Source organism: Bradyrhizobium daqingense (genome assembly GCF_021044685.1).
In the GTDB taxonomy this organism is placed as follows: Bacteria; Pseudomonadota; Alphaproteobacteria; order Rhizobiales; family Xanthobacteraceae; genus Bradyrhizobium; species Bradyrhizobium daqingense.
Genome location: NZ_CP088014.1, coordinates 6,997,483 through 7,018,363, shown reverse-complemented (window position 1 = coordinate 7,018,363; position 20,881 = coordinate 6,997,483). Strand labels below are relative to the sequence as shown.

The window sequence follows — 20,881 nt, the reverse complement described above, 5'->3', positions numbered from 1 at the left end:
GAACGTGGATGCCCGGCACAAGGCCGGGCATGACGGCTACATCTTTGCGGGCCTTCAAATTCAAAACCCCGATCATTGCCCCAGCCGTTCGATCAGCGCCGGTGCGTGCACCTGGTCGGCCTTGTAGTTGCCGGTCAGCGTGTACATCACGATGTTGGCGCCGGCGCGGTAGGCGAATTCGCGCTGGCGGCTGTCGCCGCCGGTCACCGGCAGCATGGCCTGGCCGTCAGGTCGCACTGCCCAGGCGCCGGCGAGGTCGTTCGAGGTGATGATGATGGGCGAGACGCCGTCGCCGCCGCGCGCCGGCCGCTGCGCGCTGTCCTCGTCCTCGTCGCGCGGCAGGGTCTCGACCCAGGTCTGGCCGGTGACGAAGCGCCCGGGGAAATCGCGCAAGAGGTAGAAAGTCTTGGTCAGCACGTGCTCGCGCGGCACCGGCTCGAGCTCGGGCACGTCGAGCGAGGACAGGATTTCGCGCAGCGTTCGCATGGCCGGGGTCTGCGCCGCGCCGTTCGCGCCGGGCGGGGCCTCGATGGCGTCGCGGGTGTCGAACAGCACGGTGCCGCCCTGCTTCATATAGGCGTCGATCTTGTTGATGGCGTCCCGCGGCGGCTTGGGCGCGCCGGGCACGATCGGCCAGTAGATCAGCGGGAAGAAGGCGAGCTCGTCGCGCGCGGGATCGACGCCGACGGGATCGCCGGCTTCCAGCGCCGTGCGCTGCGCCAGGAACAGCGTCAGCCCGTTCATGCCGGCCTTGACGATGGAATCGACATCCGCATTGCCCGTCACGACATAGGCGAGACGGGTCTGAGATACCGCCTTCATCGCGAACTCGTCGGACGCGCTGTCGGCGCGCGCCGGCGTGGGCGAGAGCACCGCGAAGCCCGCAAGCGCGATCCCGAGCACGATCATCGCAGGCGCGGCGCGGCGGCGCAGCAGCGCAGCAAGACCGCCGCCGATCAGCGCGACGATGATGGCGTCGATCAGGAACAGCGCCAGCGCCGTCGACAGCAGCCAGCCGCGCAAGTCGCGCGGCTCGGCATTGGTGTAGGTGGCGTGCCGGGCGCGCAGGCTCGCGGTGTTCAGGGCTGCGATGCGATCGGCGCTGGCGAGCGTGTTCGCGGCGAGCGGTCCTTCGGCCGGACCATAGAAGCCCGGCGGATGATCGGGTGTGGCGCGGTCGCGGTAATCCGCGGGCAGCGGCTTTGCGGTCGCTGGCGGCGGTCCGAACGCGCCGAAACCGTCGAGAATGTGCAGCGGCGCCACCGTTTCAGTGGTCGCTTCGCTCGCGACTCCGGCACCGGGCTTGGAGGTGTAGCCGGACATGTCGACCACCCGCCGCAGCATTTCGACGAAGGTGCCCGACATCGGCAGGTCCGACCAGCGCATGTCGGCGCTGACATGGAACAGGCTGACGAGGCCCTTGCCGCGATGCTCGCCCGTCACCAGCGGCGTGCCGTCTTCCAGCGAGGCCCAGCTCTTGGTGGCGAGCACCGCATCGGGCTCGGCCAGCACCTGGCGGCTGACGGCGACGTCCTTGGGCACTGCGACGCCGGCGAACGGACCGTCGGCGGCGAAGGAGGCGAGATGCTGCGGCTTCTCCCAGGTCAGACTGCCGCCGAGCGTGCGGCCGCCTTTGCGCAGCTTGACCGGCACGAGATCGTCCTCGGCCTGCGCCAGCCGGGGGCCTGCGAACCGCACCAGCACGCCGCCCTGGTCGATCCAGGCATTGAGGCGCTCGCGCAGCTCAGGCGCGATGGTGCCGACATCGGCGAGGATGATCATCGGCAGCTTCTGATCGAGGAACTGGGTGATGCCCTGTTGCGGCGAGCCCTTGTCGGCGAGCCGCATGTCGGCGAACGGCGCCAGCGCGCGGGTGAGATAGAAGGTCGGCGCCAGCAGCGGCTGCGCGGTCTCGCTGGTCGCACCCGAGACGATGCCGATCGCGCGGCGACGCCAGCGTTTGTCGAGCAGCTGCACCGCGCCGGCGGAGCGCTCGCCCGAGATTTCGAGCCGCGTGATGTCGTTGCGCAGCTCGACCGGCAGATCGAACGACGCGTCGGTCTCCTTGTCCTGCGGTCCGAACGAATAACGCGCTTCGCCGATCGGCGAGGACTTCTGGTCCAGCGCCCGCACAGTGCCGGCGGCAATTCCGCCGTCGGTGCGCAGCACCTTCACGGTCATCCTGGCGGCGGCGTTCTCGGCCGCGACCAGCGCCAGCGGCGCAGAGGTGCCGCCGTCGAAGATGGTCAGGCTGCGATCGCCGATGGTCTTGCCGAGGCCCGTTACGAATTCCTCGCCGCGCCCGGTGTCGATTCCGTCGGAGAGCCAGGCGATCTCGCAGTCACCGGTGGCTTTCAGGAAGCGGTCGATCGCGGCCAAGGTATCGACGCGGTCGATCGAATAGGGCTTTGGCGCGAGCTGGCGCAGCGCCACGCGCGCCGCCCCCGCCGGCATCAGCGTGATGTCGCGGTTCGGCTCCGACAGCGGCACCAGCGCGATCGCGCGGCGGTCATTGTCGGCGTTGGCGATCAGCTCGTCGGCGGCCCTGATCCTGACGTCCCAATGCGAGGCCGCGCTCCAGCCGTCGTCGAACATGATCATCAGCGGCGCCTTGCTACCGGCGGCGCCTGTCTGCGGATTCCAGATCGGGCCGGCCGCGGCGAAAATGACGAGAGCCGCAGCCAAGAGCCGCAATGCGGTCAGCCACCATGGCGTCCGCGAGGGCGTCTCTTCCCTTGGCGCGATGTCGAACAGCAGTCGCGTCGGCGGAAACTCGATCCGGCGCGGCCGCGGCGGCGTCACCCGCAGCAGCCACCACAGCACGGGCAGGCTGATAAGGCCGATCAGGAGCAGCGGTTGGGTGAAGGCGAGCGGCAGTCCCATCATGCGGCCGGCCCCGCCTTGATCGTCGTGGTGCGGACGCCAGACTTGCTGACCTGCATGCCGGCATGCAGGAACAGCAAGAGCTCGGCGGCGGAGCGGTCGGTCGTGTGCGTGGTGAACAGCCAGTCGAGCTTGCTGGTTTCGGCGCGGATCTGGTCACGGTGCAGCGCGAGCCGTTCAGTGTAATCCTGCGCCCAGCTCTCGGCGCGGCCAGCCGTGATCACCCCGAAGCCTTCCGGCTCGACGAATTCGACGCGGCCGGAATAGGGGAACGTCTCCTCGGCGGGATCGACGATTTGCACCAGCGTGCCATGCGCGCCGGAGCCGGAGAGCCCCGCCAGCGTCGCCGTGATCTCAGAAATCGGCGACCAGAAATCCGATAGCACGATGGTCTCGGCGAGCGCCGACGGCACGAAGGACGGCGGCAGGCTGAGGCGGTCGGCATCGTCATGCAGCATCGCCTGCGCCATCTTGTCGATGACGCTGCGGCTCGCGGTCGGCGCCATCAGCCCGGGAATGCCGACGCGCTCGCCACCGGAGACCAGCAGCTCGGCCAGCGCGAAGGCGACGATCAGCGTCCGCTCGAGCTTGGATTCGCGCGCGGTCTTCGAGGCGAATGCCATCGAGGGCGAGCGGTCCGGCCAGATCCAGACCGTGTGCGAGGCCTCCCATTCGAGCTCGCGGACATAGAGATGGTCGTCACGCGCCGAGCGGCGCCAGTCGACATTCTGCGCCGGCTCGCCCGAGATGAAACGACGGTATTGCCAGAAATTTTCGCCGGAGCCGGCGCGGCGGCGGCCATGCAAACCGTGGATGACGTTGGCGGCGATACGGCGGGCCTCGAGCACCAGGCGTGGCAGCGAAGCGGCGAGCGTGCGGCTTTCGCCATCGGCACGTCGGATCGCGATGATCTCCTTCGCTGTGTGCCCGTTCTCTGCCGCCATCAACCGATCCGTGTCTTCAATTGCCGGATCACGTCCGGGATGGTGCGGCCTTCGGCGCGCGCCTGGAAGGTCAGCGCCATGCGGTGCTTGAGCACGGGCTCGGCGAGGTCGAGCACGTCGTCGATCGAGGGCGCGAGGCGACCGTCGATCAGCGCGCGGGCGCGCACGGCCAGCATCAGGGATTGGCTGGCGCGCGGGCCGGGGCCCCAGGCAATGAACTTGCCGGCTTCGCCGGCATCCGGGCCCGGGCGGGCCGAGCGCACCAGCGACAGAATGGCTTCGACGACGGAATCGCCGACCGGCAGGCGGCGGATCAGCCGCTGCGCCGTGATCAGCGCGTCCGGGGTCATCGCGCCTCTGGCCAGCGTTTCCTCGGCGCCGGTGGTCTCGAACAGGATGCGGCGTTCGGCATCGCGATCGGGATAGTCGACGTCGATCTCCATCAGGAAACGGTCGAGCTGTGCCTCTGGCAGCGGATAGGTGCCTTCCTGCTCCAGCGGATTTTGCGTGGCGAGCACGTGGAAGGGTTTCGGCAAATCGTGGCGCGCGCCTGCCACCGTGATGTGCTGCTCCTGCATGGCCTGAAGCAGTGCCGATTGCGTGCGCGGGCTGGCGCGGTTGATCTCGTCGGCCATCAACAGCTGCGCGAATACGGGCCCCGCGATGAAGCGGAAAGCGCGCTTGCCCGCGGTGCTCTCGTCCAGCACCTCGGCGCCGAGAATGTCCGACGGCATCAGGTCGGGCGTGAACTGGATGCGCTTGGCGTCGAGACCGAGCGTGACGCCGAGCGTCTCGACCAGCTTGGTCTTGGCGAGGCCGGGGACGCCGATCAAGAGCGCATGGCCGCCGGAGAGGATGGTGACGAGGGTGTTCTCGATCACGCGGTCCTGGCCGAAGATGACGGAGCCGATCGCCTCCTTCGCCGCACGAATCTGGCCCGACACCTGCTCGGCCGAACGGACGATTCCGTCCTCGAGTTTCTCGACACTCTCCGCCATTCGCTCGCTCCTTCAGCCGGCTACGCGGCTTGCTTGCGTCGTCACGTCACCTGCGTCACTTCAGGTCATCACGCCAGATCATGGGCCCCATGCTAGACTTGCAGGAAGGCCATGTATTCGTTGAATTAACCTATCCCCACCTTATCGGCTTCGGGTTATGTACGGCATCACGAAGTGGCGACCTCCCACACCGGGCTTATCCGGGGTGGAACCGAGCGCCAACGTACAACGTAGACCTGCAGCAATCGTGCCAAATAACATCCGTGCCAAATGACAAAGTCAGGGCAAACCATGGCGAACCAAGGGCAGAGCGCCGATCGCGGTCTCGAAGGGCTGACTGCTGCCGCCAAAAACGCTGCGAACGCCGAGGGCACCAAAAAGGGGTTGCCGCCGGTGCATCTGTGGAATCCGCCGTTTTGCGGCGATCTCGATATCCGAATCGCCTCCGATGGTACTTGGTTCTACATGGGCACGCCAATCGGCCGTCACACGCTGGTCCGCCTGTTCTCGACCATCCTCAAGCGCGAGGGTGACAAGCATTTCTTGGTGACGCCGGTGGAGAAGGTCGGCATTCACGTCGACGACGCGCCATTCATGGCGGTCGAGATGCTCGAGAACGGCGAGGGCCGCGATCGCGTGCTGAGCTTCCGCACCAATGTCGACGACTGGGTCACCTGCGATGCCGCGCACCGGTTGCGTTTCGAACAGGCCAGGGACGGCGGGTTGATGCCGTATTTGCATGTCCGCGCCGACCTCTGGGCCAAGGTGACCCGCGCGCTCTATTATGATCTGGTTGACATGGGCGAGGAGCGGATGGTCGATGGCCAGCCGATGTTCGGCGTCGAATCATCAGGAGAATTCTTCGCCATGGCCGATGCGGAGCAGGTGAGGGCCGCGCTTTGAACAAGCCTATCCCGAAGAACGATCCGGCCGTGATCAGCGCTGTGGATTTCTTTGCCCGCTCGAAGGCGAGGCTCGGCTTCGATGTCCCGCCCGGCCTCTACGATCCCAACATCATTCCCGCCTCGGGCGATCCCGGCACCGACAAGATGCTCGAGATCATCGCGCGCGAGCAGCCGGTGCGCCCCGCAGCGGTCCTGATCGCGGTGGTCGACCATCCCGAGCCGACCATCCTGTTGACGCAGCGCTCAGCGCATCTCAACGACCATGCCGGCCAGATCGCCTTTCCCGGCGGCAAGATCGACGCGACCGATTCCTCGCCGCTCGATGCGGCGCTGCGCGAGGCGGAAGAGGAGGTCGGGCTGTCGCGCGATTTCGTCGAGCCGATCGGCTATCTCGATCTCTACGGCACCGCCTTCGGCTTCCGCATCCTGCCGACGGTTGCGAGGGTGAGGCCCGGCTTCGAACTCACGATCAACCAGTCCGAGGTTGACGACGCCTTCGAGGTGCCGCTGTCCTTCCTGATGAATCCGGTGAACCACCAGGTGCACAGCAAGGAATTCCGCGGCATGGCGCGGTCCTATTACGCGATGCCGTTCGCGGAGCGCTACATCTGGGGGGCGACGGCCGGTATGCTGCGCGTGCTTTATGAGCGGATCTATTCATCATGATCCGACCGATTCTCACCGAGATCGGAATTTTCCTCATCCCCTTCGCCGTCTATGCGCTGTTCCTGGCCGCAACCCGGTCCGGTCTGTTCGCGCGATCGTCCTGGCCGGTCTATATCGTCGCGCGCCTCGCTCTGGTCGCGCTGGTGCTGGTGATCGCGGGGATGATCGGCATGGCGCATTATGGCGCCGGGCCGGATTCGACCTACGTTCCCGCGCATGTCGACAATGGCAAGTTCGTGCCGCAGAAATAAGGGCTGGACGATGAGCGCGGAGCCGTTACTCGCCGATGCGCCCTGGTTGATCGCTGGCGGGACCGCACGCGTCCTGCAATTGCTCAATGCGGACGGCGAGGAGGCGCGGGTGGTCGGCGGCGCGGTGCGAAATGCGCTGCTCGGTCTCGTGCCCGGTGACATCGACATCGCGACCACGGCGCTCCCGGACGACGTGATGCGACGCGCCAAGGCCGCCGGCATCAAGAGCGTGCCGACCGGCATCGATCACGGCACCGTCACGCTCGTCATCGACAGCAAGCCGTACGAAGTGACGACGCTGCGCGAGGACACCGAAACGTTTGGTCGCAAGGCCAAGGTCGCCTTCGGTCGCGATTGGGTGAAAGACGCCGAGCGGCGCGACTTCACCATGAACGGCCTGTCGGTCGATGCTCATGGCGTCGTCCACGATTATGTCGGCGGCATCGCGGATGCCAGAGCGCGGCGTGTGCGCTTCATCGGCGATCCCGATCAGCGCATCGCCGAGGATTTTTTACGCATCCTACGCTTCTTCCGCATCCACGCCGCCTTCGCTGCCGGCGAACCCGACCGCGACGGCTATCTCGCCTGCATCCGGGGACGCGCGGGCCTTGCCAGCCTCTCGGCCGAACGGGTGCGCATGGAGATGCTCAAGCTGCTGGTCGCAGACGGTGCCTCCGCGGCAGTGCTGGCGATGGCCGAAGGCGGCTTGCTGCAGGCGCTGACCGGCGGCGTCGTCTATACCGGGCCGCTGGCGACGATGATCGCGATCGAGCGCGAGCTCGGCCTCACCGCCAGCAGCACGCGGCGCCTTGCCGCGTTGACGGTGGCCGTGACCGAGGATGCCAAGCGCGTCGCCGCGCGCCTGAGACTCTCCAATGCCGAGACCAAGGCGCTGGATTCGATGGGGCATCGCTGGTGGCGCCTTGCCACCAAGGACGAGGCCAATGCGCGGCGGTTGCTCTACCGGCTCGGCGCGGAGCGCTACCACGATCGCGTGTTGCTGGGCTGGGCGCGCGCCGGCGGCGACGTCACCGCGACGCGATGGCGAGCGCTTGCCGAACTGCCGCAGCGCTGGATTGCGCCGAAATTTCCGCTGAAGGCCGCCGATTTCATCGCGCGCGGCATGGCAGAGGGGCCTTCGCTCGGACATGTGTTGACGCTTGCCGAGGACGCTTGGCTTGCGGCGGATTTTCCACTAGAGACAGCCGCGCTCACTGCCATCGCCGATCAAGCTGCGGCTCGCATCAGCCGCGATGAGAGAAATTGACCATCGTCTCAGGCTTCGCCGACATCTCGATTTTCCAGCTCCTGCTGGTCGCAATGATGGCGTTGTTTGCTTCGATCATCGGTGGTCTCGCCGGCTACGGCACCGGCGCCCTGATGCCGCTGGTGCTGGTGCCGCTGGTCGGCGCCGAGCCGGTGGTGCCGATCATCGCGATCTCGGCGATGCTCACCAATTCCAGCCGTGCACTCGCCTATATCCGTTATGCCGACCGCCGCCGCGCGCTGATTGTGCTCGCCTGCGCAGCGCTGACGACGGCACTCGGCGCCTATGGCTACACGCGTCTCACCAATGCCGGCGCCGCGCTCGTGATCGGCGCCATGCTGATCCTGAGCGTGCCGCTGCGCCGCGTGCTCCGCCGCCGACAGGTGCGGATCGGCGATGGCGGCCTTGCCGCCGGCTCGGTCGGCTACGGCGTGCTTGTCGGCGGCACCTCGGGCTCCGGCGTGATCCTGCTCTCGCTCCTGATGGCCGCGGGCCTCGAAGGCGCCGCCGTGATCGCGACCGACGCGATGATCTCGCTCGGCACCGGCTTCATCAAGATTGCGGTGTTCGGCCTCGCCGGAGCCGTGACCGCGCAGGTGCTCGCCTTCGCGCTTCTGATCGGCGCCATCGCCGTCCCCGGCGCGTTCCTGGCAAAGGCCTTCGTCGAACGGATGCCGGTGCACATCCACACCGCGATCCTCGACGCTGCCGTGATCACCGGCGGGCTGGTGATGATCTCGGCGGCGGCGAGGCAGCTGATCGCTTAGTCGACGCTGGCTGGCTTGGAATTCTCGTCTGCTATCCGTGGAAGCGGGCTGTGACGTGACCAGCCGATGATGGTCCTCATTCCTGAGTCGAGTGACGGCGATCACAGAGCGGTTGTAACTTCAAAGACATGTAGGTAGTCTTCGGGGCAGCCTGAGGCTGGCAATGGCTTTATTTCGAAGCATCTTATTGGCTTTATGGATTGTTGGACTGGGGGCGGGCTCGGCGTTTGCCGAGAAGCGCGTGGCCCTGGTCATCGGTAACTCGGCGTATGAAAAGGTCGCACGGCTCGGCAATCCTTCCAGCGATGCGGTACTCGTGGCGAACACCCTGAAGGCTGCCGGCTTCGATCTTGTCGATCTGCGCCTTGACCTGAAAGTAGCCGACATGAGGCGCGCGTTGCGCGACTTTATAGAACAGTCCCGCGATGCCGAGGTTGCGGTCGTCTACTATGCAGGACATGGCATCGAGGTTGACGGGGTCAACTATCTCGTTCCGATCGATGCCGTGCTCGAACGTGACACCGACATTTACGACGAGGCATTGTCGCTCGATCGTGTGTTGGTCGCTATCGAGCCTGCGAAAAAGTTGCGGCTCGTGGTTCTCGACGCGTGCCGTGACAGCCCCTTCTCGAAGGCGATGAAGCGCACACTCGCCTCCAGGGCGATTGGACGCGGCCTCGCAAAGGTGGAGCCATCAAACCCAAACACCCTGATCGCCTTCGCATCAAAGGCTGGCTCAACGGCGTTGGACGGCGATGGCAAAAATAGTCCATTCACGGCGGCGATGGTTCACCACGTGACCAGGCCCGGGTTGGATCTTCGAAAGGCTTTCGGTTACGTCCGCGACGAAGTCCTGAAGTCTACCGCCAACAGGCAAGAGCCGTATCTCTACGGTTCACTTGGGGGCGACGATTTGTCACTTGTCCCGGCAGCGCCATCCGCAACGGGACCGCAGGGCGATCCTCAGGCGGCTGTCCGGAGAGACTACGAGCTGGCGCTGCAACTCGGGACCCGCGACGGCTGGGACGCTTTTCTCTCTCAATACCCGGATGGTTTCTACGCTAACCTGGCAAGGGGACACGCGAAGAAAATCGCTGCAGAAGAGGCGCGGGCAGCTGCTGCTGAAAAGGCGAGGCTTGCGGAGCAGGAGAGGGCTCGGCTCGCCGCGGAAGGTGCAAGACAGTTCGAGATTGAAAAAGCAGCCGCGGCCGCCAAGGCTGCTGAAGAGGCCCGTATCGCCGCCGAGAAGCTCAAGCAAATCGAACAGGACAAGGCCGCTGCCGCTGAAAGAACTCGTCTGGCGGCCCAGGAGAAGGCGGCCCAGGAACAGGCGCTTAGAGAACAGGCGCTTCGAGAAAAGGCCCTGCGAGACAAGAACCAGCAGGTCGCCGCGCTACCACCTTCCCTCGAGCCGGAGCAGCCCAGCCCGGATACGGCTCGCGCGCTGCAAGCTGAGCTACGCCGTGTGGGGTGCAACGTGGGCGTTGTCGACGGCGTTTGGGATGAGCCCTCGCGCAAAGCCCTCGACCTCTTCAACAAGCACGCAGGCATGAAGTTGAATGTGAACGTCGCCACGACCGACGCGCTGGACGCTGTCAAGAACAGGAGCGGACGAATATGTCCGCTGATTTGTGAGAGCGGTTACCGTGCCGAGGGGGACCGCTGCACGAAAATCACCTGCCGCAAGGGCTACGTCCTGAACGACGACAATGAGTGCGATAAGAAGGGGGCCTCGCCCGTGGCAAAGAGCAAGCCGGAGATGCCGCAGCGCGAGGCAAGACCCTCCTCATCCTCCGCCGTCGCGCGTGCTGATGCGGCTCTCTCCAACGGCACCTACCAGAAGTGCATGGGCCCGATCACGGGATGCTATGCGAGAGCCATTCAGCAGATGGATCCGGAAAGAGCCAAGATCTGGTGCAGTCGACGGCCGACGTGCTGAGTCAGGCGCATGCTCTCAATGAGCGATCCGCTCTCTTTTCTGAATCGATTCTTGGATGCAGTTTGACCGGACACTTAAATCAAGGCGGGGAGCCAGAGATGCCGAGGATTTTTGCAGTTGTTTTGATCGTGATGTTTCCGCTGGTGCTTGCGGGCGAGGCGAGCTCGCAGGGGCACAGTCCCGCAGCCAAAATGAGCTCTGACAACGGACAATGTCCCACCGGAAGCTGCGCCATGGACGGATCGGCTTTCGCAAAACACCGAAAATATTGTTCGCCAGCCAATTGTCTGAACAAACGTTTCAACAAGAAGCAGACGCAGAGGTGAGTTCGATCGAGGCGCCCTCACTTCGTGTCGAGCGATGCAAATGCGGAAGCGATCCGAATTGGGCGTCGGCTATTGCCGCGTTCGCCGGGACAGCAGTTCCTTGGGTATGTCGGAGAGGCGCGCCTTGATGCGCGGTGAGGCGAAGTCGAGAAAGGCGCGCAATTTCGCCGGCATGAAGCGGTTGGGCGAATAGACGAAGCTCACCGGTTGCGGCGGCGGCTGGAAGCCTTGCAGCAGCGGCACCAGCTCTCCGGATCTAACGGAGTCCGCGACCAGATAAGAGAACGCGACGGTGACCCCGATGCCCGTGCGCGCGGCATCGGCGGCCGATTCCAGACTGCTTGCGACGAAGCGTGAGCGTACCGGCACTGCATAGTCGATCCCCTCGCGCCTGAACCGCCACGTCGTCGGCGACTGCATCGGCGGATAGCTGATGCAGTCGTGCGCGGAGAGATCGTCGGGCGACTTCGGCGTCCCGCGCGATTTCAGATAGGCCGGGCTGGCGCAGGCCACGCGATGGATTTCTCCAACGCGCACGGCGATCAAGCTGCTGTCGGCGAGATCGCCGACGCGAAGAGCGACGTCGATATGCTCGTCCAGGAGATTGATCGTGCGATCCTGCAGGTTGAGCTGAACGTCCACCTCCGGGAATGCCGCCAGGAATTCAGCCAGGATCGGCTGCAGGCATAGGCGGCCGAGCGCGACCAGCGTCGTGACGCTCAAATCTCCGCGGGGCGTCGTGTACTCGCCGGATGCGACGCGTTCGGCTTCGCTGACATCGGCAAGGATCCGCTTGGCCGCAGCGATGTAGGAGCGCCCCGCATCGGTCGGGACCAGCACGCGGCTCGACCGGTTGAACAGCTTGGTGCGCAGATGCGCCTCCAGCTCGGAGACTTTCCGGCTCACGGTGGCCAGCGGCATTTTGTGACGGCGGGCCGCCGCCGACAGGCTTCCGGCCTCCGCAACGGCCAGCACGATCGACATGCCCTCGAGACGGTCCATTTCATTACTTCCATTTTTTGGAAGGATACATCTCGATTTTGCCAGATACCGGTCAATTTCGGAAGGGCCTATTCCTCTCCGCGACGTAGCGACGTCAGCCAACCAACGGAGACGGACATGACCCAGACCAAAGGCACGGCCCTCATCACGGGCGCATCGACCGGCATCGGCGCCATCTACGCCGATCGCCTCGCCAAGCGCGGTTACGACCTCGTTCTTGTCGCGCGCAACCGGCAGCGCCTCGCATCGCTGGCGCGCCGGCTCGTCAACGAGACCGGACGCCAGGTGGAGACGGTCGAGGCGGACCTCACGTCGAGCGCCGACCTGCAGCGCGTCGAGCAGATCCTGAAAGACAATGCCGGCATCTCGATGCTGGTGAACAACGCGGGTGTCGGCTCCGCCGCCCCGCTCGTCGCCTCCGACGTCGAGAAGATGTCGGACATGATCCGCCTCAACGTCGGCGCTTTGACGCGGCTGACCTATGCAGCGGCTCCCGGATTCGTCGCCCGCGGCCACGGCACGATCATCAACATCGCGTCCATCGTCGCGATCGCACCGGAGGTGCTGAACGGCGTCTATGGTGGCACCAAAGCCTACGTGCTCGCCTTCAGCCGCTCGCTCGTTCACGAGCTCGCCGGCAAGGGCGTTCGTGTGCAGGCGGTGTTGCCGGGTGCCACTGCGACCGAATTCTGGGACGTCGCCGGCACCCCGGTTCACCAATTGCCGGCAGCCATCGTGATGTCAGCCGACGACATGGTCGATGCGGCGCTCGCCGGCCTCGACCTCGGGGAGACCGTGACGATCCCCTCGCTGGCGGACAAGTCGGAATGGGACCGCCATGAGACGGCGCGCCTTGCCATGACGGACAAGCTGTCCAGCGCGATTCCCGCCCCTCGCTACAATTTGCACACGCCGGTCAACGCGTGAGCTTCCATCCACACACACAAAGAATGGAGATTAAGATGTCACGGATCATCACTGAGCTGCCGATCTCGCCCATCACGCTGGGCTTCACCATCCGCTGGCGCGACCAGGCCGAGCGCTTGCTCGTCTACGCCGAGCCGGCCAGCCGCATCGGCCTCTATGTATCGCTTGCGATCATCTACGCCTGGTTCGGCGGCATGAAGTTCACCGACTACGAAGCCCAGGGGCTGGTGCCGCTGGTGGAGAACAGCCCGTTGCTGAGCTGGTTCTATGCCGTGTTCTCGGTGCGCGGCTTCTCCACCTTCCTCGGCTTCGTCGAATTGAGCATCGGCCTTTTGATCGCGCTGCGGCTGGTGAGCCCGTTCTTCTCCGTTGCCGGCGGTCTTCTCTCGGCCGGACTGTTCGTCACCACCGTCAGCTTCATGGTCTCGACGCCGGGCGTCGTGGTGCCGGAGCTCGGCGTGCCCGCGATCTCCGTGGCGCCGGGGCAATTCCTCCTGAAGGACGTCGGCCTGTTCGCCGCCTCGTTCTGGGTCTTCGCGGACTCGCTGAAATCGGTCATTCGCAAATGAGCACACGGATCGAAATCCGGACATTCAACGACGCATCAAGGAGCACGACAATGAGCAAGCGTCTTGACTACAACCAGATCGCACCGGCAGGCTTGAAAGCGCTGGGCGGCGTTTATGGCTACGTCACGCAGAGCAAGCTGCCGGCGACGCTGGTCGAACTGGTCTACTTACGAATCTCGCAGATCAACAATTGCGCCTACTGCCTCGACACGCATACGCGCGACCTGCTCAAGAAGGGCGTCGGCATCGAGAAGCTCGCGCTGCTTCAGGCCTGGCGGGAAGCAAGTGGTCTCTTCGATGAGCGCGAACGCGCAGCTCTTTCATGGGCCGAGACGGTCACGCGCGTCGCGGAGACCAACGTGCCCGAGGAGGCCTACCAGGCCGCGCGTGCCGTCTTCGACGAGCGCGAGCTCGTGGACCTCACCATCGCGATCGGCCTGATGAACGCCTACAACCGCATGGCCATCAGTTTCCGCGCGACACCTCCGGCTATCGCCGCGTGATGACCCAGTCCTTGCAACGAAAGGCACCTGCCATGAAATCGCATCCGAGAATCGCGGCCGCGGCGTTGATCGCCGCGGCCCTCTGGGCTCCGCTCGGAGCCCAGGCCGCCGAACCCTCGCTTGGAGACATCAAGCGCACCCATCTCCTGAAGGAAAATCTGAGCATCCCCGGACGTGAGGTCATCCAGGTGCGCGTGGACTTCCCTCCCGGCGTGACCGCTGCCAGGCACAGTCATCACGGTGAAGAGCTCGTCTATCTCATCGAAGGCGAGCTCGAATATCGGCTCGACGGCCGAGCGCCGGTGGTGCTGAGGGCCGGCGACGTGCTGTTCATTCCGCACGGCACCAATCACGCGGTGAAGAACGTCGGCACCGGCAACGCGGCGGAGCTCGCGACCTACATCGTCGAGAAGGGCAAGCCGCTGCTGACGCTCGGGCAGTGAAGCGCCGCGATCCGGCCACGAGAGTTCGGGAGCTCGGGACCTCAATTCACCAACCGGACACTGCCGATATCGGTGATGTCGTAGCCGCCCAGTTCGTTCGCCCTTTCCGCGAACGGACCTGAACGAAAGAAGCCGAACAGCTTCTGCGGCTGCGGCAGGAAATAATCGTGCTGCCGCAGGGCGAGATCGAACCGCTCCCATGTCAGCGGCACGAAATCGAGCCCCGCCGTGCGCGCAACGGATCGGGTCGCAATTCCGCAATCGGCTCTGCCCGCGCGCACGGCATGGCCGATTTCATCTCCGGTTGCGCAAACGGGTTGCTGCAGCGCGAGTTCACCCATGGCGACGCCCTCGCGGGCGAGCAAGGTCATCATGAGGAGCTGCGCGCCGGCGCCGCGCGGCCGCTGCGCCAGGCGCGCTCTCGACTTTGCGACGGAGGCAAGATCGGCAAGCTTCAGTGCGTTGCCCGGTGCGACGACCAAGCCTTGCTCGCGCCGGGCAAAAGCTATGACGACCGCGTCGCTCAGGTCTTGGGTATCGGCGATCCGGGCAACATTCGTTTGCTCGCCGTCCTCATCGAGGGCGTGAAGGTGGATCGCGGCCATCATGATCTCGCCGCCGGTCAGACGCCGCATCCCTTCTCCGCTGCCTTCCGGAAGGCTCGCCAATCCGCAGCCGCTTTCCCGAAGCGCCCATTCCAGCAGCGGGTCATGACTGCCGCCGACGATCGGGGGCGCCGGCTCCCGCGATATCGGAGTGGGAGCCATGCCGGCCGTCAGCCATCGGTTGAGCGCGGTACGCGGGAACAGCCATTTGCCTGTGACCTTGGTGCAGGGAACGGCGTTCTTCGCCACCAACTCGTAGAGCTTGCGCTCTGAAAGGCGGAGGAATTCAGCGGCCTCCTCAGTTGTGAGTAGCTCACGCATCCTGAATGTACCTGCAGATTAATGAAGCTATTCCGAGTTTGACCATATTGGGACAATGGGCGCAATATTGCATATGCCCGAGAACGCATCCGCCCTCGAACTTGTGCTTGCCGCCGATCGGGCGCTGTTCGCCATCGTGCGGCTCTCGTTGGCGGTCAGCCTGTCCGCCGTTGCACTTGCAGCCATTCTCGGCGTGCCCTTTGGGGCACTTCTCGCGCTCACCCGGTTCCCGGGCCGGCAGGCCACCATTGTCATCCTCAATACGCTGATGGGGTTGCCGCCCGTGGTGGTCGGGCTCGGCGTCTTTCTCGCGCTCTCGCGTTCAGGTCCGCTGGGGTCATGGGGTCTGTTGTTCACCCCCGCCGCCATGGTCGTCGCGCAAACGATATTGGTCGCCCCGATCATTGCCGCGCTGACGCGGCAAACGATCGAGGATCTCTGGAGCGAATACCGGGACGAGTTGACGGCCATGAACGTCGGTCCGGTGGGCCGGGTGGCGACGCTGGTTTGGGACGCCCGTTTCAGCCTCATCACCGCGCTGCTCGCCGGGTTCGGCCGGGCTGCCGCGGAGGTCGGCGCCATCATGATCGTGGGCGGCAACATCGACGGGTTCACCCGCACGATGACCACTGCGATCGCGCTGGAGACCTCGAAAGGCGATCTGCCTCTCGCCGTCGGCCTCGGCATCGTGCTGATCACGATCGTGCTCGCCGTCAATATTCTCGCGTGGACAGCACGGCGCGCGAGCGAGCGATGGGCGGGATAGGCATGCGTGCGCCGTCCACCGAGCTTCCGATTCGATTCGAGAACGTGACCTTCTCGGTTGGTCCGTTGACCATCCTGGACGGCATCGACCTGAATCTGACCGCGGGCGCGCCGACCGTCCTCGTTGGCCCCAACGGCGCCGGAAAGACGACGCTGCTGCGCGCCGCCATGGGGTTGGTGTCGCCGACACGCGGCCGCATCAGCTGGGGTGGTCGGGTCGACGTTGCACCGTTACGGCGCGCCATCGTGTTCCAGCGCCCGGTCATGCTCAGGCGGAGTGCGAGCGGCAATATCCGTTACGCCATGAGCGCTGCGGGCCTGCCGCGCGCGGAATGGAAGCGCCGCACTGACGAGGTTCTCGGGCTCGTCGGGCTCGACCACGTCGCCGATCGTCCTGCCCGCCGGTTGTCCGGCGGTGAACAGCAGCGGCTCGCGCTGGCGCGTGCGCTCGTCCGTGATCCCGCCGTACTCTTCCTCGACGAGCCCACTGCGAGCCTCGATCCGGCTGCGACCAAAGCCGTCGAGGATGTGATCCGCGCCGTCAGCGAGCGCGGGATCAAAGTGGTCATGTCGACCCATGATATCGGCGAAGCCCGCCGGCTGGCCGGGGACATCGTCATGCTTCACCGCGGCCGCGTCATTGAAACGGCCGCTGCGTCGTCGTTCTTCGCCGCGCCCGCAACATCCGAGGCGAGGAAGTTCGTCGCCGGAGAACTGATCATCTGATCGAGACGGAGAGATCGAAATGCTGAGCCGCCGCCACCTGCTTGCAATCGCCGCCTGTGTTGTGCTGGGCGGCCCCGCCTTTGCACAGGAAAAGTCGATCGTGGTTGCCTCGACGACATCGACCCAGGACTCCGGCCTGTTCGGCCACATCCTGCCGCTGTTCAAGGACAAGACCGGGATCACCGTGAGGGTGGTTGCTCAGGGAACGGGACAGGCGCTCGATACCGGCCGCCGCGGCGATGCCGATGTCGTCTTCGTCCATGCGAGGCCGGCAGAGGAAAAGTTCGTGGCCGAAGGGGCCGGCGTGAAGCGTTACGCGGTGATGTACAACGATTTCGTCCTGATCGGTCCCGAGAGCGACCCGGCGGGCGTCAAAGGCACGAAGGATATCGTCGCCGCGCTCAAGGCGATCAAGGAGAAGGGCGTCGCATTCATCTCGAGGGGCGACAAATCGGGGACCCATCAAGCGGAGCTCAATCTCTGGAATGCTGCCGGCATCGACATCGCGAAGGACAAGAGCGCCTGGTACAAGGAGATCGGGCAGGGAATGGGCGCTGCGCTCAACGCCGCCTCGGCCTCTAATGCCTATGTGCTCGCCGACCGCGGCACGTGGCTTTCATTCAAGAACCGTGGCCCGCTTGCGATCGTCGTTGAAGGGGACAAGCGGCTGTTCAACCAATACGGCGTCATCCTGGTGAACCCGCAGAAGCACCCGAACGTGAAGCAGGAGCTTGGCCAGCAGTTCATTGATTGGCTTGTTTCGCCGGAAGGACAGAAAGCCATCACCGACTACAAGATCAACGGCGAGCAATTGTTCTACGCCAACGCAAGCGACCGGGGCGCGTGATGCGGGCGGCGAGCTCGCCACCGCCATCATCGGGAACGGGAAGCCGCTGTTGACGCTCGGCGATTGAAGCGTCGCGATAATCTTGGCCGCGTCGCGTCACACATATTTTGCGGGCAAAAACGATGTTTGACAGCCCTCGGATGTGTCGCCGGGGCTACAGCAAAAACGCGTGATCGCCTCTACAAATTGGCTTCGGCGGACTGCCGCCAATCGGTGGTTCTATGCGGCAAGGCGCCGCCTCACGGGCGCAACGTAGAGGGAAGTCATGAAATCCGTTGTCTCTGGTGCTCTCCTGCTCTCGGCTCTCGGTCTCTCCCAGGCAGCCTCCGCGGCCGATCTCGGCAGGGCCTACACCAAGGCGCCGCCCGCGCCGGTCGCGTTCAGCTGGACCGGTTTTTATGCCGGCGTGCACGGCGGCTATGGCTGGAGCGATCCGACCGCGACCTTCGATCCCGGCGCGCTCGCGACCGGGACGGTCCCAGGCTACGTCGTGACGGGCGGCACCGGGCGTTCTCGCTGGACGTGAGTCCCAAGGGTGGGTTCGGCGGCGGCCAGGTCGGATACAACTGGCAGTCCGGCACGTTCGTCTACGGTGTGGAAGCGGATGTCAGCGGCGCAGCCATCAGGGAGACGGCAAGCCGCGCCTTCAGCGTCACCGGAACGATCGGCGGCGACAATGGCGCGTTCACCGGCGTGTTCAACCTCAATCAGGAGATCGACGTCTTCGGCACGGTCCGCGGACGCATCGGTTATGCTGCGAACAATGTGCTGATCTACGGCACCGGCGGCTTTGCCTGGGGGCACGTCAAGAACAGCATCTTCACCTCCAACCTCGCCACTCCGAACATCGCCAATTTCAACGGCTTCTTCCCGGCCTTGACGCGAAGCGCGTCATCGTCGGAGGTCCAGGTGGGTTTCTCGGCGGGCGGCGGCGTTGAATGGGCCTTCAATCCGCGCTGGACGTTCAAGGCCGAGTACATCTACATCAATCTCGGTCGGTCGAACGGCAATGCTCTTGCATTCCCCGGAGCGTCCTTCACGGATACCGAGGTTCAGCTTCATACGGCCAAGGGCGGCATCAACTACCGGTTCTGATGCGGCCGACATTTGCAGTGCGGGGGCACCCCGCTCAGCTGACCTCGACGGCTTTTCAGCTGCGCGTTGGTCGTTCTTTACGCAGCAGAACCTGCTTTGCCCCGGGGGAGAGCTTCTATACGGGAAGTCGCGACCGATAGGGCGCGGTCAGCAGCAGCATGAATAGCGCTCGGTCAGCTTGGTACTTTGCGCCTGGCCGACTTGATTCCCGGCCCTGCACGATGACCGCGCCGTCGCTGGTGCAGATGCTCCAGGTCCATTTCCTTCGCCTGCGCTGCACCAGGCGCACTTCGAATATCGGAAATTCCGGTCTGACCATTCGCCGCCGCTTCTCGTCAAACATCCAACTCCGGACTTGAACTCGGAGGGCCGACTTGTGTCTTCACCCATTTGGGTGATGAGCAGCGCGCATGCCAGCGCGAGCCCGATCCGTAAGTCGGCGTCATGATGCCTGGTCTGATCCGCGGCTTGCGGATGGAGACCGTCTAGCCGCCGCCCAATGCCTTGCCGGCGAGCAGGCTGACGAGTTCCTGCTGACGCGAAAGACCGGTCTTCGAAAGCACGGCTTTGAGCTGCGTGCGCACCGTCTCACGCGTAACGCCGATTGCTGCGGCCAGCGCATCCAGCGATTCGGCCCGTGCGACGCCGCGCGCGACCTGGGCCTCCGCCGGCGTCAGGTCGAATAGCCCTTGCAGGACTTCCGCAGTCGGCACCGCGCCGCGATCGACTGGAGTCACGACGACCATGAAGGTGGCGCGAGTGAAGACATCGCGGGCCGATCCGCGCACCGGGAGGACATGCAGGACCATCGCGACGCGATCCATCGCCGCTGCGATGGCAACGGATTTGACGGTCCGTCTGTTGCCGACGAACGGGGTCCCCAGCGCCGCGACGAACAGACCGTCCGCGGTGGCATCGGTCAAAGTCAGACGCTCGACGCGGTCGTGGAACATCGACGGCATCAGCGCTTCGAACAGGCCGTTTGCCGCGAGCAATCGGCCGCCGCCGCGCAATATCGCTCCGGGCAGCCCGATCACCTGCAGCGCATCGGCCTGTGCGCGAGCACGCTCGAAGCCCAGGCGGTTTGCAGTCAGGCACGCCCGAGCCAGATGCGGCCTCAGATCATCCAGGAACGAGACGATTTCGCGCGGCACCGGTCCATTGTCGTGGTGCCGTGGCATGACGATCGCAATCGAATCGCCACTCGGTATTGGGATGATCGTCCCGGCCCTGTAACCGAGCCCGTGCTTGCGGTAGAAATTGCGGTACACCTCATTGGTCGCAATCTCCTCCTCCGACACGAGGTCTCCATCATTGAGGAAGCCGGCGTAGTTGAGCGCGGCGGCACGCGGCAGCAACGGGTCGCGCTCGCTCCATCCTTCCTTCAGGAAAACAGGCATGGCCTCGTTGTGATTGACGGAGTTGACCGCACTGACATAGCCGTCGCGGACGGCGAAGAGCAGGCCGCCATTCCCGCCGATAGCGTGACCGATTTCACCGAGGACCTCGGGCCACAATGAGGTGATCAGCCCGGCCTCGTAGATGCGGTCAATCAGATGATCGAGATGCCCAAATCCGTTCATGCGCAGTGCGACAACATCAATGACCCAATTATAGCCGGACGACCGGGCGACGCAATCAGCCCTTATGCGGAGGGATCGACCTGGCTCTCCACTTCCGAAGAAAAGGAGTCCGACGCTCTATATCGCCGGCGAGCCTCATGCACAGTCCGCCGCTATCTGGAGAGCAGCCAGATCGCCGGTGCGCAAATCAAGCCCACAACGATCAGCATCAGCATGAGGCGGCCGAGCTTGCCCCAGACGCCGAGTTCAGAGAAATCGCGCTTCGGCATTCTGTCCAGCCAGCGGCGAAAGCGAGCCAAGTGCGGGCCCAATCCGCTCAGATCCAACCATTCCAGCATTCCAGCCCTCGCTGTCCGCGATATTGGCAGAGGCGCGTCAATCCGACCATAAGCCAGGTTTAATAATTGAGGTCGGCGTCTCCTCGCGGCCCCGGCCGAAGTCCTTGGTTGCACCTGCCCAGCGCGCAAAAATTCGAACGTGGCGTTCGTTACTACAATAGCCGCAAGCGTGGGTGGCCCACGACGTGTGCTCGCCTGCTACTCACGGTTA

General features: G+C 64.8%; 22 protein-coding genes. 15 read left to right on the top strand and 7 right to left on the bottom strand.

What is annotated here, in order from left to right; translation table 11 throughout:
• Positions 1-72: 72 nt before the first annotated feature.
• Genes LPJ38_RS33570 through LPJ38_RS33560 form a run of 3 tightly spaced genes read right to left on the bottom strand, consistent with a single transcriptional unit; the run spans position 73 to position 4,825 of the window.
• Positions 73-2,886, bottom strand: a complete 2,814-nt coding sequence (locus LPJ38_RS33570) for a DUF4159 domain-containing protein (protein ID WP_145638865.1) — start codon at positions 2,884-2,886, stop codon at positions 73-75.
• Positions 2,883-3,827, bottom strand: coding sequence for a DUF58 domain-containing protein (locus LPJ38_RS33565; RefSeq protein WP_145638864.1), 945 nt, complete (start codon positions 3,825-3,827; stop codon positions 2,883-2,885). The genes LPJ38_RS33570 and LPJ38_RS33565 overlap by 4 nt, the downstream gene beginning before the upstream one ends.
• Positions 3,827-4,825 (bottom strand): AAA family ATPase, encoded by a 999-nt coding sequence (locus LPJ38_RS33560; RefSeq protein WP_145638862.1) that lies wholly within the window; start codon positions 4,823-4,825, stop codon positions 3,827-3,829. Before LPJ38_RS33560 ends, LPJ38_RS33565 begins: the two co-directional genes overlap by 1 nt.
• Before the next feature lie 291 nt (positions 4,826-5,116).
• On the opposite strand from LPJ38_RS33560, the gene LPJ38_RS33555 reads away from it, so the two are divergent.
• From LPJ38_RS33555 to LPJ38_RS33530, 6 genes are all read left to right on the top strand, one after another.
• Positions 5,117-5,728, top strand: a complete 612-nt coding sequence (locus tag LPJ38_RS33555) for a DUF1285 domain-containing protein (protein WP_145638860.1) — start codon at positions 5,117-5,119, stop codon at positions 5,726-5,728.
• Positions 5,725-6,396, top strand: a complete 672-nt coding sequence (locus tag LPJ38_RS33550) for a CoA pyrophosphatase (RefSeq protein WP_145638858.1) — start codon at positions 5,725-5,727, stop codon at positions 6,394-6,396. The genes LPJ38_RS33555 and LPJ38_RS33550 overlap by 4 nt, the downstream gene beginning before the upstream one ends.
• Complete coding sequence (locus LPJ38_RS33545) at positions 6,393-6,647, top strand: DUF6111 family protein (protein WP_145638856.1); 255 nt, start codon at positions 6,393-6,395, stop codon at positions 6,645-6,647. The genes LPJ38_RS33550 and LPJ38_RS33545 overlap by 4 nt, the downstream gene beginning before the upstream one ends.
• Positions 6,648-6,657: 10 nt before the next feature.
• Positions 6,658-7,914, top strand: coding sequence for a CCA tRNA nucleotidyltransferase (locus LPJ38_RS33540; RefSeq protein ID WP_145638853.1), 1,257 nt, complete (start codon positions 6,658-6,660; stop codon positions 7,912-7,914).
• Complete coding sequence (locus LPJ38_RS33535; RefSeq protein WP_145638851.1) at positions 7,911-8,681, top strand: sulfite exporter TauE/SafE family protein; 771 nt, start codon at positions 7,911-7,913, stop codon at positions 8,679-8,681. Before LPJ38_RS33540 ends, LPJ38_RS33535 begins: the two co-directional genes overlap by 4 nt.
• Positions 8,682-8,844: 163 nt before the next feature.
• Positions 8,845-10,620, top strand: a complete 1,776-nt coding sequence (locus LPJ38_RS33530; protein WP_145638849.1) for a caspase family protein — start codon at positions 8,845-8,847, stop codon at positions 10,618-10,620.
• Between the two features lie 395 nt (positions 10,621-11,015).
• Here LPJ38_RS33530 and LPJ38_RS33525 read toward each other — a convergent pair whose 3' ends face one another.
• Entirely contained in the window at positions 11,016-11,948 is a 933-nt protein-coding gene (locus LPJ38_RS33525) for a LysR family transcriptional regulator (protein ID WP_145638847.1), read from the bottom strand.
• Between the two features lie 117 nt (positions 11,949-12,065).
• Here LPJ38_RS33525 and LPJ38_RS33520 point away from each other — a divergent pair, with 117 nt between their 5' ends.
• Genes LPJ38_RS33520 through LPJ38_RS33505 form a run of 4 tightly spaced genes read left to right on the top strand, consistent with a single transcriptional unit; the run spans position 12,066 to position 14,390 of the window.
• A complete protein-coding gene (locus LPJ38_RS33520; protein WP_145638845.1) occupies positions 12,066-12,875 on the top strand; it encodes an SDR family NAD(P)-dependent oxidoreductase in 810 nt (269 codons plus the stop codon).
• 35 nt (positions 12,876-12,910) lie between these two features.
• Positions 12,911-13,444 (top strand): YkgB family protein, encoded by a 534-nt coding sequence (locus LPJ38_RS33515; protein ID WP_145638843.1) that lies wholly within the window; start codon positions 12,911-12,913, stop codon positions 13,442-13,444.
• A gap of 50 nt (positions 13,445-13,494) precedes the next feature.
• Positions 13,495-13,947 (top strand): carboxymuconolactone decarboxylase family protein, encoded by a 453-nt coding sequence (locus LPJ38_RS33510; RefSeq protein WP_145638841.1) that lies wholly within the window; start codon positions 13,495-13,497, stop codon positions 13,945-13,947.
• Positions 13,948-13,979: 32 nt separating this feature from the next.
• Positions 13,980-14,390, top strand: a complete 411-nt coding sequence (locus tag LPJ38_RS33505; protein WP_145638839.1) for a cupin domain-containing protein — start codon at positions 13,980-13,982, stop codon at positions 14,388-14,390.
• A gap of 41 nt (positions 14,391-14,431) precedes the next feature.
• On the opposite strand, the gene LPJ38_RS33500 is transcribed toward LPJ38_RS33505, so the two are convergent.
• A complete protein-coding gene (locus LPJ38_RS33500; RefSeq protein WP_145638837.1) occupies positions 14,432-15,316 on the bottom strand; it encodes a substrate-binding domain-containing protein in 885 nt (294 codons plus the stop codon).
• A gap of 73 nt (positions 15,317-15,389) precedes the next feature.
• On the opposite strand from LPJ38_RS33500, the gene LPJ38_RS33495 reads away from it, so the two are divergent.
• The 5 genes from LPJ38_RS33495 (at position 15,390) to LPJ38_RS33475 (ending at position 18,749) form a co-directional block, all read left to right on the top strand.
• Positions 15,390-16,082 carry an ABC transporter permease gene (locus tag LPJ38_RS33495; protein ID WP_145638835.1) on the top strand — a complete coding sequence of 231 codons (693 nt, stop codon included), beginning with the start codon at positions 15,390-15,392 and terminating at the stop codon, positions 16,080-16,082.
• Between the two features lie 2 nt (positions 16,083-16,084).
• Complete coding sequence (locus tag LPJ38_RS33490; RefSeq protein WP_145638833.1) at positions 16,085-16,807, top strand: ABC transporter ATP-binding protein; 723 nt, start codon at positions 16,085-16,087, stop codon at positions 16,805-16,807.
• A 19-nt stretch (positions 16,808-16,826) separates the two neighbouring features.
• Complete coding sequence (locus LPJ38_RS33485; protein ID WP_145638831.1) at positions 16,827-17,654, top strand: ABC transporter substrate-binding protein; 828 nt, start codon at positions 16,827-16,829, stop codon at positions 17,652-17,654.
• A gap of 265 nt (positions 17,655-17,919) precedes the next feature.
• Positions 17,920-18,180, top strand: a complete 261-nt coding sequence (locus tag LPJ38_RS33480; protein WP_158644779.1) for a hypothetical protein — start codon at positions 17,920-17,922, stop codon at positions 18,178-18,180.
• Positions 18,177-18,749 carry an outer membrane protein gene (locus LPJ38_RS33475; RefSeq protein WP_158644778.1) on the top strand — a complete coding sequence of 191 codons (573 nt, stop codon included), beginning with the start codon at positions 18,177-18,179 and terminating at the stop codon, positions 18,747-18,749. The genes LPJ38_RS33480 and LPJ38_RS33475 overlap by 4 nt, the downstream gene beginning before the upstream one ends.
• A 485-nt stretch (positions 18,750-19,234) precedes the next feature.
• On the opposite strand, the gene LPJ38_RS33470 is transcribed toward LPJ38_RS33475, so the two are convergent.
• Positions 19,235-20,266, bottom strand: coding sequence for a helix-turn-helix transcriptional regulator (locus LPJ38_RS33470; RefSeq protein WP_145638828.1), 1,032 nt, complete (start codon positions 20,264-20,266; stop codon positions 19,235-19,237).
• 218 nt (positions 20,267-20,484) lie between these two features.
• Complete coding sequence (locus LPJ38_RS33465) at positions 20,485-20,670, bottom strand: hypothetical protein (RefSeq protein ID WP_145638826.1); 186 nt, start codon at positions 20,668-20,670, stop codon at positions 20,485-20,487.
• Between the last annotated feature and the right edge of the window lie 211 nt (positions 20,671-20,881).

Bases quoted from the DNA above. Each gene is read 5' to 3' on its own strand.
- LPJ38_RS33485 (WP_145638831.1), top strand. From the start codon at position 16,827: ATGCTGAGCCGCCGCCACCTGCTTGCAATCGCCGCCTGTGTTGTGCTG.
- LPJ38_RS33545 (WP_145638856.1), top strand. From the start codon at position 6,393: ATGATCCGACCGATTCTCACCGAGATCGGAATTTTCCTCATCCCCTTC.
- LPJ38_RS33495 (WP_145638835.1), top strand. From the start codon at position 15,390: ATGCCCGAGAACGCATCCGCCCTCGAACTTGTGCTTGCCGCCGATCGG.
- LPJ38_RS33490 (WP_145638833.1), top strand. From the start codon at position 16,085: ATGCGTGCGCCGTCCACCGAGCTTCCGATTCGATTCGAGAACGTGACC.
- LPJ38_RS33530 (WP_145638849.1), top strand. From the start codon at position 8,845: ATGGCTTTATTTCGAAGCATCTTATTGGCTTTATGGATTGTTGGACTG.
- LPJ38_RS33465 (WP_145638826.1), bottom strand. From the start codon at position 20,670: ATGCTGGAATGGTTGGATCTGAGCGGATTGGGCCCGCACTTGGCTCGC.
- LPJ38_RS33565 (WP_145638864.1), bottom strand. From the start codon at position 3,827: ATGGCGGCAGAGAACGGGCACACAGCGAAGGAGATCATCGCGATCCGA.
- LPJ38_RS33510 (WP_145638841.1), top strand. From the start codon at position 13,495: ATGAGCAAGCGTCTTGACTACAACCAGATCGCACCGGCAGGCTTGAAA.
- LPJ38_RS33540 (WP_145638853.1), top strand. From the start codon at position 6,658: ATGAGCGCGGAGCCGTTACTCGCCGATGCGCCCTGGTTGATCGCTGGC.
- LPJ38_RS33570 (WP_145638865.1), bottom strand. From the start codon at position 2,886: ATGATGGGACTGCCGCTCGCCTTCACCCAACCGCTGCTCCTGATCGGC.
- LPJ38_RS33560 (WP_145638862.1), bottom strand. From the start codon at position 4,825: ATGGCGGAGAGTGTCGAGAAACTCGAGGACGGAATCGTCCGTTCGGCC.
- LPJ38_RS33480 (WP_158644779.1), top strand. From the start codon at position 17,920: ATGAAATCCGTTGTCTCTGGTGCTCTCCTGCTCTCGGCTCTCGGTCTC.
- LPJ38_RS33505 (WP_145638839.1), top strand. From the start codon at position 13,980: ATGAAATCGCATCCGAGAATCGCGGCCGCGGCGTTGATCGCCGCGGCC.
- LPJ38_RS33555 (WP_145638860.1), top strand. From the start codon at position 5,117: ATGGCGAACCAAGGGCAGAGCGCCGATCGCGGTCTCGAAGGGCTGACT.
- LPJ38_RS33515 (WP_145638843.1), top strand. From the start codon at position 12,911: ATGTCACGGATCATCACTGAGCTGCCGATCTCGCCCATCACGCTGGGC.
- LPJ38_RS33520 (WP_145638845.1), top strand. From the start codon at position 12,066: ATGACCCAGACCAAAGGCACGGCCCTCATCACGGGCGCATCGACCGGC.
- LPJ38_RS33525 (WP_145638847.1), bottom strand. From the start codon at position 11,948: ATGGACCGTCTCGAGGGCATGTCGATCGTGCTGGCCGTTGCGGAGGCC.
- LPJ38_RS33500 (WP_145638837.1), bottom strand. From the start codon at position 15,316: ATGCGTGAGCTACTCACAACTGAGGAGGCCGCTGAATTCCTCCGCCTT.